9 protein-coding genes are annotated in these 12260 nt (G+C 73.2%); 4 read left to right on the forward strand and 5 right to left on the reverse strand.

Translation table 11 applies throughout. The annotated features are described in order from the left end of the window. Positions 1-101 precede the first annotated feature (101 nt). Together LG395_RS24795 and LG395_RS24800 are read left to right on the forward strand one after the other, a co-directional pair. Positions 102-1550, forward strand: a complete 1449-nt coding sequence (locus LG395_RS24795; protein ID WP_171158930.1) for a 3-hydroxybutyrate oligomer hydrolase family protein — start codon at positions 102-104, stop codon at positions 1548-1550. A gap of 136 nt (positions 1551-1686) precedes the next feature. After that, a complete protein-coding gene (locus LG395_RS24800; RefSeq protein WP_171158931.1) occupies positions 1687-2184 on the forward strand; it encodes a glycosyltransferase family protein in 498 nt (165 codons plus the stop codon). Between the two features lie 48 nt (positions 2185-2232). Here LG395_RS24800 and LG395_RS24805 read toward each other — a convergent pair whose 3' ends face one another. Together LG395_RS24805 and LG395_RS24810 are read right to left on the reverse strand one after the other, a co-directional pair. Then, positions 2233-4206, reverse strand: coding sequence for an N-acetylmuramoyl-L-alanine amidase (locus tag LG395_RS24805; RefSeq protein ID WP_225811246.1), 1974 nt, complete (start codon positions 4204-4206; stop codon positions 2233-2235). 264 nt (positions 4207-4470) lie between these two features. Further along, on the reverse strand, positions 4471-5616 hold the full coding sequence (locus LG395_RS24810; protein ID WP_171158933.1) for an aminoglycoside phosphotransferase family protein: 1146 nt from the start codon (positions 5614-5616) through the stop codon (positions 4471-4473). A 344-nt stretch (positions 5617-5960) separates the two neighbouring features. On the opposite strand from LG395_RS24810, the gene LG395_RS24815 reads away from it, so the two are divergent. Next, complete coding sequence (locus LG395_RS24815) at positions 5961-7457, forward strand: DNA-binding protein NsdB (protein ID WP_225811247.1); 1497 nt, start codon at positions 5961-5963, stop codon at positions 7455-7457. A gap of 62 nt (positions 7458-7519) precedes the next feature. Here LG395_RS24815 and LG395_RS24820 read toward each other — a convergent pair whose 3' ends face one another. After that, positions 7520-8950: a PP2C family protein-serine/threonine phosphatase gene (locus tag LG395_RS24820; RefSeq protein ID WP_225811248.1), complete on the reverse strand. Its 1431-nt coding sequence runs from the start codon at positions 8948-8950 to the stop codon at positions 7520-7522. 347 nt (positions 8951-9297) lie between these two features. Here LG395_RS24820 and LG395_RS24825 point away from each other — a divergent pair, with 347 nt between their 5' ends. Beyond that, positions 9298-9711 (forward strand): SsgA family sporulation/cell division regulator, encoded by a 414-nt coding sequence (locus tag LG395_RS24825; RefSeq protein WP_225811249.1) that lies wholly within the window; start codon positions 9298-9300, stop codon positions 9709-9711. 71 nt (positions 9712-9782) lie between these two features. Here LG395_RS24825 and LG395_RS24830 read toward each other — a convergent pair whose 3' ends face one another. Then, positions 9783-10808, reverse strand: a complete 1026-nt coding sequence (locus LG395_RS24830; protein WP_225811250.1) for a Gfo/Idh/MocA family protein — start codon at positions 10806-10808, stop codon at positions 9783-9785. A 75-nt stretch (positions 10809-10883) separates the two neighbouring features. Beyond that, the gene (locus LG395_RS24835) at positions 10884-11978 is read right to left on the reverse strand and encodes a baeRF3 domain-containing protein (protein WP_225811251.1); all 1095 of its coding nucleotides are present in this window, start codon (positions 11976-11978) and stop codon (positions 10884-10886) included. Positions 11979-12260 lie beyond the last annotated feature (282 nt).

A 12260-nucleotide genomic window follows, 5' to 3' on the forward strand; every position in this document is an offset into this window, starting at 1 on the left:
ACGCCGTCGAACGCGTCGTCATCATGGCGGCCCCACACATGTCCGGAACCCCCACACCGCCCCTAGCCTCCAGCGCGTCCCCAACCCGCCGGAGGAACCACATGCTTCCCCACCCCACACCGCCACTCGGTCACCCCGGACGGCGCGCCCGGACAGTGCGGCGCACCGCGTTGACCGCGCTCTCGCTCGCCGCCGCCTGCTCCCTCCTGGTCACCCCCGCCACCGCCGCCCCCGTGGGACCGGAGCCCCTGGACGCCCACTGCGCGGGGCAGGCCCGCCTGCACGTCCCCGGGGCCGCCCGCCAGCAGGCCGACTGCCTGGACGAGCTGACCACCGCCGGGACCGTGGCCTCCGGCCACACCGACCCGGCCGACTACGCGGGCCTCACCCCCAAGGACCTGCCCACGCCCAGCGGCGTCCCCGGCGTCCAGATCGACGGCTACTTCCCGGACACCTCCACCACCAACACCAACCACGGCTGGCACCACGACTCCCAGTTCGTCATCCGGCTGCCCGACCACTGGAACGGCGGCCTGGTGGTCGCCGGCACCCCCGGCAACCGCGAGCAGTACGCGAACGACCGGGCCATCGCCGACTGGGTGCTCGCCCGCGGCTACGCCTACGCCGCCACCGACAAGGGCAACACCGGCACGGCCTTCTACCGCGACGGCCGCCGTCCCGGCGACGCCATCGCCGAGTGGAACACCCGCCTCACCCAGCTCACCCGCGCCGCCCGCGCCGTCGTCACCCAGCGCTACCAGCGGCCCCCGGCCCGCACCCTCGCCACCGGCATGTCCAACGGCGGCTACCTGGTGCGCTGGCAGCTGGAGCACCACCCCGAGCTGTACGACGGCGGAGTCGACTGGGAGGGCACCCTCTGGCGCACCGACGGCCCCAACCTGTTCACCTTCCTGCCGTCCGCGCTGCGCCACTACCCCGCCTACGCCGCGGGCGGCCCCGGCGCGGCCGAGGCCGAGGCGGCGCTGCACCGGGCCGGCTTCCCGGCCGGCTCCGAGTTCCTGTGGCCGTACCACCACCAGGTCTACTGGGACCTCACCCAGCGGATCTACCGCGAGGAACTCGACCCCGGCTACGACGGTGACACAGAGGCCGGCACCCCGTACTGCGCCTCCGGCACCCCGGCCTGCGACGCCGACTACGCCTACCCGGAGCGGCCCGCCGCCGTCCACCGGGCGGTCGACCGCATCGCGCTGACCGGACGCATCGGCAAGCCCTTGATCACCCTCCAGGGCACCCTCGACGTCCTGCTGCCGATCAGCCAGGACTCGGACGTCTACGCGCGCATGGTGCACCAGGCGGGCCGCGGCTCCCTGCTGCGCTACTACCGCATCGAGGACGGCACGCACACCGACTCGCTCGCCGACGTCTTCCCCGGCCGGGTCCGCCCGATGGTGCCCTGCCACCGCTCCGCCTTCACGGCCCTGGAACGCTGGCTCGCCGGAACCGGCCGCCCGCCCGCCGACCGCACCGTCGCCCGCCCGGCCGGCGCGGACCCCGCCACCCTGCTCACCAGCTGCCCCCTGGACTAGGGTCGTCCGGATAGGGCCGGATCCGAACGACAGGCCCCAGGCCCGCGACACCGGGATGATCCGAACGGCAGGGCCCAGCCCGTCTCCCGGGCGCCCGCAGGTCACCCACCGGAGCCCAGGCACGTACCATGGCCGCATGTCGTTCCTCCGCCGCCGCAGCGCGACCCCTGCCGGACCCGACTTCGACGTGCTGGCCATGGACCCGGGCGACTGGCCGGGCAACCTCGGCGCGGGTCTGCTGCCCGCCCCCGACGGGACCTGCCAGGGCGTCTTCCTGCGTTACGACCTGTTCGGCGGACGCGGCCCCGCCATGATCATCGGCAACCTCCCCGAGGGCTCCCCGGCCCGTGAGGTCGCCGAGGGGGAGATCCCCTTCGAGGTGGGGCAGCTGCTGCTAGCGCTGGAGAACGACGAGGAGATCACCGTCGTCGGCGTCGAGGACACCCCGGTGCTCCAGGGCGACAACCTCCTCATCGTGCGACGGCTGAAGCTCTCCGAGAGCCGGATCTCCTGCGTCCAGTTCGACCGCAGCGACGGCGTCCTCGTCACCATCGCCGCCTGGGACCGCCCGATCACCGACGACCTGTACGCCCTGCTGAAGCCGCTCCCGGCGGAGCTCTTCCAGCAGGGCTGAGAGCAGGGACGCGCGCGGGGCGAGGGCCGGGGTGGGACACCCCGGCCCTCAGTCGTGCGCCGGCCTTTCGAGCGTCACGTCCGCCGCCCGGACGAACCCGACCCGGTGGCCGTACTGGATCTCGTAGTACAGGTCCTGGCCCGCCACGACCCGGTGCGAGTCGGGCGTGAAGGTCACCGCGTAGTAGTACTCGCCCGGTACCTCGTCACCGACCACGTACTTCTGCCCGGCCGGGATGGTGTAGGGCAGCGGCACCACCGACTGGGCGGGGACGCCCGCCGGGTAGGCCTCCTTCTCCGGGTAGGCGCGGCCGTACACCGGGATGCTCGTCAGGCCGTCCTTCGGCCTCACCACGAGGCCCCTGGCCGGTACGGCCGTCGGGTCCTTGGCGGGGTTGCGGAACCAGGCCTTCTGCCCCAGGTACCAGATCGCCGTCCAGTCACCCCAGCGGTCCGCCACCGCGTACTGCTGACCGGTGGAGACCCGTGAGGACAGGTCGTTCACCCCGTCCGTCGGCTCCGTCTTCAGACCGATGTCCCTGACCAGCGGGGCGGTCACGTCGTGGTCGGTGTACAGCCGCACCTCGCTGGATCCGTGCGCCGGGCACGGCTCGCCCTTGGTGGTGCAGCCGGTGTACACCGGCCGGTTCGACGTGTAGTCGGGCAGGATCGTGACCACACCGGCGTGCCGGCCGGCCGTGGGCCGGAACGGGTGGCCGAGCAGCTGGAAGTAGTGCCGCCAGTCCCAGTACGGGCCGGGGTCCGTGTGCATGCCCGGGACGGTGGACGCGGTCGGACCGGGCACGTTGTCGTGGCCCAGGACGTGCTGCCGGTCCAGCGGGATGCCGTAGGTCCGGGACAGGTACCGCACCAGCCGCGCCGAGGACCGGTACATCGCCTCCGTGTACCAGGCGTCCGGCGAGACGAGGAACCCCTCGTGCTCGATGCCGATCGACTTGGCGTTGATGTACCAGTTGCCGGCGTGCCAGGCCACGTCCTTGCCCTGGACGTGCTGGGCGATCAGACCGTCGGTGGAGCGGATCGTGTAGTTCCAGGACACATAGGTGGGGTCCTTGATGAGGTTCATGACCCCGTCCCAGGCGCCCTCGGTGTCATGGATGACGATGTACTTGACGCTCTGCGACGCCGGGCGGTCGCCGAGGTCGTGGTTGCCGTAGTCGTTGTCCCCGAACTCCTCGTACGGCGCCGGGACCGACACACAGGACACCGACCGGGGGCACTCGGTGCCGTCCGTGGACAGCGTGCGCAGGCCCGTCCGCCCCAGCCTGCCGCTGTCGGCGGTCAGCCCTGGCTGGGCGGCCAGGGACACCCGCTGGCCGTCGTCCGTGACGCGTTCCTCGCCGGTGCGCAGTACGTCGTACACGTCGTCGGCGTACGCGGTGGCGGTCGCGGTGTCGTCGGCGCCGGAGAACCGGGCCACCGCGCCGTACCAGTCGGCCGGGTCGGCGCTCAGCGGCTCGCCCAGCTCCTTCTGCGTGGCGGCGAGCAGGGCGGCGCCGCCCGCCACGTTCGCCGCCGGGTCGGTGCGCAGCTCCTCGGCGGGGATGCCGCTCAGCTCGGCCGCCCTCGGCAGCGTCTTCAGCCGGGCCGGGACCGCCGTCTCGGCCGGCACGTCGGCGACGGGGTGCAGCGCGGCACGAGCGCTGTCGCCCCGGGCGTCCTCCGTTCCCTCGGCGAAGTGCTCCGCGGTGGCGAGCGCGGTCCGGGCGTCGGTGAGGTGCATCGGGCCGTAGCCGCCGGTGACGCTCGGCGCGCCACCGTGCGCGTCCCAGCGGGACTGCAGGTAGGAGACGGCCAGCAGCACGCTCTGCGGCACGTGGTAGTCGGCCGCCGCGGTGGCGAACGCGTCCTGCAACCGGTGCGGGCCGGGATCCGCGGCGGTGGGGGCGGGGGCGGCGCCGAGCAGGGGCAGCAACAGGGCCGCGGAGGCCAGCGGGACGGCGGTCCGCCGCAGACGTCTGTGGCCGCGTGTGGACGTGGGGTCGGTGGCGGGTCCTCGCAATGCGGCCTCCTGTGACGGGCGGGGCGTGGCGGGGCGTACGGCGCCAGGCTGGGTCAGTGGTACCGGCTTGCCGACGATCCGTCAATGATGCCCGGGGAAAGGTGATTTCCCATGTCACGGAGGGTTTCCGGCGAGTTTCTCGGCGGCGGTGCCCGGGCCTGCGGGGCGTCACTGGCATACACCAGTGGATCTCGAGGTCCGGGCCCGCGCACGAAGGTCCGCGGTGCGCCGCCGCTCAGGGCGCACCGCGGAGCCGTCGCCCGGTCAGCGAGTGCCGACCGCCGCGCGGACGGCCTTGCGGGCCATCTGGCAGTCGTCGTGCAACCGCCTGAGCAGCAGCCGCTGTTCCTCGCCGGACGGCATGGCACCGGGGTGGGCCGCGACCGGTGCCGCCGGGGCCGTGTCCTGCATCGAACGCTGCACGGCCGTCTCGTACGTACGGATCTCCCGGGTCAGCAGGAGCATCAGGTTCACCAGGAAGGCGTCCCGGGAGGCCGGGCCCGCCGACTGGGCGATCTGGCTGATCTGCCGCCGGGCCAACGGCGCGTCCCCGAGGACCAGCCACAGCGTCGCCAGGTCGTACCCCGGCAGGTACCAGCCCGCGTGCTCCCAGTCCACCAGCACTGGACCGGCCGGTGACAACAGGATGTTCGACAGCAGCGCGTCGCCGTGGCAGAACTGGAGCATGCCGTGCCGGCCCACCTCGTGGGCGATGCCGTGCAGCAGCTTCTGCAGGTCGCCGAGGTCGCGGTCGGTGAGCAGGCCCAGTTCGTGGTACCGGGAGATCCGGGCCGCGTAGTCCAGCGGCATGTCGAAGGTGCCCGCCGGGGGCCGCCAGGCGTTCAGCCGGCAGATCGCGCCGAGCGCGGCCCGGACGTCGGCGCGCGGCGGGGCCTCCACCGGATGCCGCTGGAAGGACGCCGTCCGGCCCGGCATCCGCTCGATCACCAGCGTGCAGTTGTCCGGGTCCGCCGCGATCAGCCTCGGCACCCGGACCGGCGGCCGGTGCCGGACGAACGAGCGGTATGCGGCTATTTCCTGGCGGCTCCGCTCCGCCCAGGCGGGCGAGTGGTCCAGGAGACACTTCGCGACGGCCGTGCTGCGCCCTGTCGTCCCGACGAGGAGGACGGACCGTCCGCTGCGCCGCAGGACCTGCACCGGGGCGAACTCCGGGCAGATCCGGTGCACCGAGGCGAGCGCGGTGCGCAGCTGCGCGCCCTGGGGGCCGGACAGGTCCAGCCTCCCGCTGAGCGGTGGGGTGCCGGGCTGGCCCGGGACCCGCCGGGTCCGGCCCGCGACCGGCACGGGACCGCCCGGGCGCGGTGCCGGGTCGAGGTAGGGCCCGCCGCCCGCCGGGCGGGGGCGCAGCGGCCGGGACGGGGCGGACACGGAGGACGATGCTGCGTACATGGGAGAAACAGATCCCTTCGTGTGCCTGCGGTGCCTGCCTGTACGTCCGCGTCCCGAACTCGTGCTCAGGTCACGTGCCCCGTGAGCGTGGTTCCGGGAGCGTGCGCCCACCCGGCCCGGCCGTACGGGTACACCCTGGGGAGTGTGCCCGTCGTCGCCCGCCGTGCTCCGCCGTATACGGCCGTCATATGCGGGTGGCGACCGGGTCGGGGTGGCGCGTTCCTACCTGACACCCGATCGCCGGTGGCACACCATCTGGCGGACCCTGGCGAACCGTGGCGAATAGTCGCCCGGCAACGTGCACCCGGCTACTGTCAACTCAGCCGAGAACCTGGGGGCTTGACGTGAGCGGACAACCCAACACCCGGCTTGCGGACCTGTTCGGCCTGGCCGGCTGGTCCAAGGGCGAACTCGCGAGGCTGGTCAACCGGCAGGCGGCGGCCATGGGCCATCCGCAGCTGGCGACCGACACCTCCCGGGTGCGGCGGTGGATCGACATGGGAGAGATCCCGCGCGATCCGGTGCCGCGGGTGCTGGCGGCCCTGTTCACCGAGCGTCTCGGCCGTGTCGTGACCATCGAGGACCTAGGTCTGGTGCGGCACGGGCGTACGGGGAAACGGCAGAGCGACGGGATCGAGGAACATCCCGACGGTGTGCCGTGGGCGCCCGAACGGACCGCCGCGGTCCTCACCGAATTCACGGGAATGGACCTCATGCTCAACCGACGCGGCTTGGTGGGCGCGGGTGCCGCGCTCGCCGCGGGATCCACACTCAGCAGCGCCATGCGCGACTGGCTGCACACCGACCCGGCCCTGAGGGCCGACGCCCCTGTCCTCGACGACCCCCTGAACGCCGACCCCGCCGGGTTCGACCGCTACGAGGCCGCCCCCGTCGGGTCCCAGGAGATCGAGGAGCTGGAGCGCTCGGTCGAGGTGTTCCGCGCCTGGGACGCGGCCCGTGGCGGCGGGCTGCAGCGCAAGGCGGTCGTGGGCCAGCTCAACGAGGTGGGCGGCATGCTCGCCTACCACCATCCACCCCACCTCCAGCGGCGCCTGTGGGGCGTCGCGGCCAACCTCGCCGTCCTCGCGGGCTGGATGTCGCACGACGTCGGCCTGGAGCCCACGGCGCAGAAGTACTTCGTCATCGCGGCCCACGCCGCCAGAGAGGGCGGTGACCGGCCGCGCGCGGGTGAGGCGCTGTCCCGGGCGGCCCGGCAGATGGTGCACCTCGGCCGGCCCGACGACGCGCTGGACCTGATGAAGCTCGCCCAGTCCGGCGCCGGCGACCGTCTGCAGCCACGGACGAAGGCGATGTTCCACACCATCGAGGCCTGGGCGCAGGCGTCGATGGGCAAGGGCCAGGCGATGCGCCGCACGCTCGGGCGGGCGGAGGACCTCTTCGTCTCCGACCGGCAGGACGTGGAACCGCCGGACTGGATGCAGACCTTCAAGGACGAGGATCTGTACGGCATGCAGGCGCTCGCGTACCGCACGCTGGCGGAGTTCGACCCGGGCGCGGCCGCCCACGCCCAGCACTACGCGGAGAAGGCCCTCGCCCTGCGCGTCGACGGGCGGGAGCGGTCGAAGATCTTCGACCATCTGTCCATGGCGTCGGCCTGCTTCATCGCCGACGACCCCGAACAGGCCGACCGTTACGCCCGGCTGGCCCTGATGTCGATGGGGTCGAACTCCTCCCGGCGCACCTGGGACCGGCTGCGGCAGATGTACCGGCTGACCGCGGAGTACGCCGGCTATCCGAGGATCCACGAGCTGCGGGAGGAGATCCGGCTCGCGCTGCCCAAGCCGAGGAGCAAGGGGGAGGGCAACAGCGCACAGGCATGAGCGCACAGGCACAGGGGCCTGTGCGCCGACCGGCCCGGCGGGCCGGCCACATGGGGTGACCGTCAGGTCGTGACCTTGGCGACGAGCACGCACGCGTCGTCCTCGCGTCCGGCGCCACCGAACTCCTCGACGACCGTGCGCACACAGTCCTGCGCGGTGCGCGCCGTGCCGAACCGCGGGGCGAGGCCGAGCAGCCGGTCCGCGGCCGCCGTCCTGTCGTGGCCCGACAGCAGCCCGTCGGTGTGCAGCAGGAGCAGGTCGCCCGGTAGCAGGGTGAGGACGGACTGTCCGTAGACGGCGCCCGAGGAGGCGCCGAGCAGGACGCCGTCCGGTGTGTTCAGCACACGCCCCGTCCCGTCGCGGTACAGCAGCGGGGCGGGGTGTCCTGCCTGCGCCCAGAGCAGTGTGCGGGTCTCGGGCCGGTAGCGGCAGCAGACGGCGCTGCCGAGGGCGGGCTGCACGGTGGTGTCGAGTAACTGGTTGAGCAGGGTGAGCAGGTGACCGGGCTCGGTGCCGGCCAGCGCCATGCCGCGTACGGCGCCGAGCAGCGTGGCCATGCCGGAGGCGACGGTCACGCCCTGTCCGGTGAGGTCGCCGACGCTGAGCAGCGTCTGACCGTCGGTCAGTTCCAGGGCGTCGTACCAGTCGCCGCCGAGCAGCGTGGGGGTCGCGGCCGGGAGGCGGTGGGCCGCCAGGTCCAGCGCGCCCGGCCCCTGGCGCGGGAGCCGCAGGGAGCCGCGCCAGGGCGGCAGCACGGCTTCCTGCAGCTCTGCCGCGATCCGGTGTTCGGTCTGCTCCTGCCGGAGGTGGCGGTGCAGCGAGTCACGGGTCTCGCGCACCGTCCGCTGGCTGCGGCGCAGTTCGCTGACGTCGCGCAGCACGGCCCACATGGAGGTCGTCCCGCCGTCGGCGCCGAGCACCGGCTCGCCCATCATGTGCACGGTCCGTACGGAGGCGTCGGGCCGTACGACACGGAACTCGCCGTCGATCGGTTTGGCGTCGACCAGGCAGTCCGTGACCATGGCGGTGAGTTTCGGCCGGTCCTCGTCCAGGACCAGACTGGGCAGTTCGTCCAGGGTGAGGGCCGGACGGGCCGGGTCGAGGCCGAGGATCTGGTACAGCTCGCCGGACCAGGTCGCCTCGTCCGTCAGCAGGTCCCACTCGGCGCTGCCGACGCGGCTGATCAGCGAGCCGCTCGGGGCCGCGGCCCGCGCGGGCGGCCCCGCGGGCGGCGCGGCGGGCTCGGCCGGAGCGGGCTGCGGGCCGTCCCGCAGCTGGGCCAAGTGGGCGTCCAGATCGTCGAGTTGGTGCAGTGCGAGGTCGTACAGGGCGCGCTGCCAGCGTTCCCCGGGGTCCGTACCGTCGTTCCGGGTGTCCCGCCGTACGGCGTCCACGTCGCCTTTGAGCCGCCGCGCCTGCGTTATCAGCGCTTCGACCGAGCCGCGCCCGGGCGGCTGGGCGGCTGGGCGGTCCGCGGAGACTGGGGACGGCATGACGCACTCCGATGGGGGACGGTACGACGGGGACGACGAGGGACCGCTACGACTGTGGCACAGCCCGCGACGCCCTGTAAGGGATTTGGCAACACACGATACGGTGGTGCTTCCGGCATATGCCAGAGTCTTCCCGGAGGGTTCCGCGGGTACGAATGGCGTACGCGGCAGGGTGGTCAAGTCGTAGCGCCAATACGCGAGTTGAGTCAGTCGACGCTTTCCCGCCCGAGACTTCAAGCGCGTGTTCGACGCTCATGCGTTCCATCGCGATGCGGAGCGGCCGGTACCTGCCGAAGTCTGACCGGAATTGGCGGCATGCGACAGGGCCGCGCCGACTCCTTAAGAGCATGGACTTCACCGTCGAACAGCTCGCCGAGGCCCGGCTCGTCACCGCCCAGGACCAGGAGGTCCCGGTGTGCGCCACTTTGCGTTACACCGCCGACGACCCCCTCGCCGTGTTCGTGGACTTCCCCGCCGAGGCCGCGCTGAACGGCGAGGAGGTCACCTGGACCTTCGCGCGCACCCTGCTCGACCAGGGGCTGCGGGCCCCGGCCGGCCACGGGGACGTGCAGATATGGCCGTACGGGCGGACCCGGACGGTCGTGGAGTTCCACTCGCCGCACGGCATGGCGCTGTTGCTCTTCCCGGCGTCGTCGCTGCGGCACTTCCTGGTGCGCACGTACGAGGTGGTGGCGGGCGGGCAGGAGGACGTGGCGGACGTGGTGGAGCGGGGGCTGAGCGCGCTGTTCGGCGGGGTGTGAGGCGGCGATCCCCGGGCGGCGGCGGTTCGGCCGCCGGCCGGCCGGACGGCCCCGGCCGCCCGCGCCCGGCGTCAGCGGCTCGCGGTGGCGTACAGGTCCGGACGCGGGGCCAGGTCGACGGCGACCCGCCCTCCCGTCTCCAGCGCGCGGACCCCCGCCTCGGCGACGACGGACGCCGCGTAGCCGTCCCACACGTCCGGCCCGGTGACCTCCCCGCGCCGGGTCGCGTCGACCCACGCCTGCACCTCACGGTCGTAGGCGTCGGCGAAGCGGACGAGATAGTCCTGCGCCACCTCTTCCCGGGCGCCGCCCCGGGTGGTGACCACCATGGTGTGCTCGTCGCCGATCCGGGCGCTGCCCGCCTCGCACACGGCCTCGCAGCGCACCTGGTAGCCGAAGCCGCTGTTCACGAAGACCTCCACGTCCACCAGGGCGCCCCGCTCGGTCTCGAACAGCACGAACTGCGGGTCGAGCAGGCCCTCGGGCGCGCCCGCGGCCGGCGTGGGCCGCAGCACGGTGACCGCCGTCAGCTCCTGCCCGAGCAGCCAGCGGGCCGCGTCGATCTCGTGCGAGACGGAGCTGTTGATCAGCATGGCGCTGGTGAAGCCGGCGGGCGAGGAGACGTTGCGGTGCGTGCAGTGCAGCATCAGCGGCCGGCCCAGGCCGCCCCCGTCCAGCAGGGCCTTCAGCCGCCGGTACTCGGCGTCGTAGCGGCGCATGAACCCGATCTGTGCCAGCCGGCGGCCGAGCGCCGCCTCAGCCTCCACGATCCGCAGGGCGCCGGCGGAGTCCGGCACCATGGGCTTCTCGCACAGCACCGGCAGCCGCCGGGCGAAGGCGGCGAGCAGCGCCTCCTCGTGCGCGGGGCCGGGCGAGGCGATCAGGACGGCGGCGACACCGGGCGCGTCGAGCGCGGCGACCGGGTCCGGGTGCACACTGACCCCGTCGAGCCCGGCCACCGCTGACGCGGCCCGCTCGGCATCGGGGTCGGCCACCGCCGCGACCCTGGCTCCGCTGACCACCTGGTCGAGCCGTCGTATGTGATCGGCCCCCATGTGTCCGGCACCCAGTACCGCCACACCCAGCAGGTCACCCATGCGTGCGCTCCCTTACGCCGACGATCACGCCGTAGCGTACGCCGACGCAAGGACGGGCCCTCAGGGCCCTCAGGGTCAGTACCGCAGCACTGCCGCGATGCCATGGGCGTCGCCGAGCGCGCCGTCGGGCACGAAGCGCACCTCGGCGCCCGTCTCCAGGCACTGCTCGACGATCTCGTCCACGATGTCGTCGCGGGCGTCCAGGTCGCCGGGCTCGGCCGGCACCAGATGTTCGCCGAGATCGCGGACGGTGGCCCGGAAGTCCTCCTCCACCGCCAGCAGCCGGACCCGGCCCTCCCGGGCGCTTTGCCACAGCTCGTCCAGCCCGGCCGCGTACGTGCGGTGACCGCGCGCCGAGACCAGCTCCTCGACCACGGCCGTGGTGTCCTTGCGGGACTCTTCCTCCAGGACCGGGCGCAGCGCCTGCCAGACCGCGTCGGGGCCGGCGTGTCCGAGGCCGCCGCGCGGGACGTGGACGGCGCACTTGGCGACGGTGCCGACCTCGTCCAGCAGCGACAGCGCCGCCTGCTCGCCCATGACGTACAGCGGCCGGGGCTGTTCGCGCAGGACCGTGCTCATGGCGGTGTCCGCCTCGCGCAGGAACTGGCGGGTGCCCTCGTCGCGGAAGGTGCTCGGCAGATCGCCGATCCGCATCTGGCGCTCCGCGTCGAAGTTCTCCCGTCTGCGCTCCAGCGGGAAGCCGCCCCCGTGTTCCTCCACGACCCGGTCCGGGCCGCCGCTCCACAGGGTGACGCGGTCCGCGGAGACGGACAGCACCCAGTAGGGCCGCTCGGCGGTGTGTGCGGCGACCAGGTTGCGGGTGAGGAAGGTGTCGGACAGCACCACCCGCTCGGGGACGGTCCGGGCCAGGGACCAGACCTGGTGCTCACCCGGCGCCGCGAAGATCACCAGACCGTCCTCGGCATGCGTCAGGTCGACCTCGGCGAGGGCCCGGTCGAGCTGTGCCACGACGTCGGCGCGCCGCTCACGGGTGACGGCGGGGTCGGACTCCAGCCGCCTGCGCGCCTCGGTCAGCGCGTTGCGCAGCCGGACCGGATCCTGGCCGCTCCCGCGTTCGCGACGGTGCGTCGGGGTCAGTACGGAGACTGCCGGATAGGGGCGCGGGCGCCTCAGTTCGGCGAGGGTCACGGGACTCAGTGCGTGCTCCATGACACGACGATAGGGCGGATTCACGATTACGGCATTCGGGGTAATCCGGGCCTCGACGCGTTTGTCGGCCGCCGCCGGCGGTCCCGGCGGACGGCGGTGACGCGGACCCCGCGGCCGATCACAAAAAGGGTCCGGCCGGACGGAGGCGGATGCCGGATGCGTTTCTGACCGCGAAGGCGTGGCGAGACCCTGCCGTCCGGGTCGCTTGAGGAAGTTTTTGCCTGTGGCCGGTTCGTGTCGCCCCTTGCCCGGTGGCGGGCCTGTCCGCGGATTTCGCTGAGG

Source organism: Streptomyces spinosus, assembly GCF_020400655.1.
Taxonomy (GTDB): domain Bacteria; phylum Actinomycetota; class Actinomycetes; order Streptomycetales; family Streptomycetaceae; genus Streptomyces; species Streptomyces argyrophylli.

What these genes read in the sequence shown, in the direction of transcription:
- LG395_RS24825 (WP_225811249.1), top strand. Translation starts at nt 9,298, where the DNA reads ATGGACTTCACCGTCGAACAGCTCGCCGAGGCCCGGCTCGTCACCGCC.
- LG395_RS24820 (WP_225811248.1), bottom strand. Translation starts at nt 8,950, where the DNA reads ATGCCGTCCCCAGTCTCCGCGGACCGCCCAGCCGCCCAGCCGCCCGGG.
- LG395_RS24800 (WP_171158931.1), top strand. Translation starts at nt 1,687, where the DNA reads ATGTCGTTCCTCCGCCGCCGCAGCGCGACCCCTGCCGGACCCGACTTC.
- LG395_RS24835 (WP_225811251.1), bottom strand. Translation starts at nt 11,978, where the DNA reads ATGGAGCACGCACTGAGTCCCGTGACCCTCGCCGAACTGAGGCGCCCG.
- LG395_RS24830 (WP_225811250.1), bottom strand. Translation starts at nt 10,808, where the DNA reads ATGGGTGACCTGCTGGGTGTGGCGGTACTGGGTGCCGGACACATGGGG.
- LG395_RS24795 (WP_171158930.1), top strand. Translation starts at nt 102, where the DNA reads ATGCTTCCCCACCCCACACCGCCACTCGGTCACCCCGGACGGCGCGCC.
- LG395_RS24810 (WP_171158933.1), bottom strand. Translation starts at nt 5,616, where the DNA reads ATGTACGCAGCATCGTCCTCCGTGTCCGCCCCGTCCCGGCCGCTGCGC.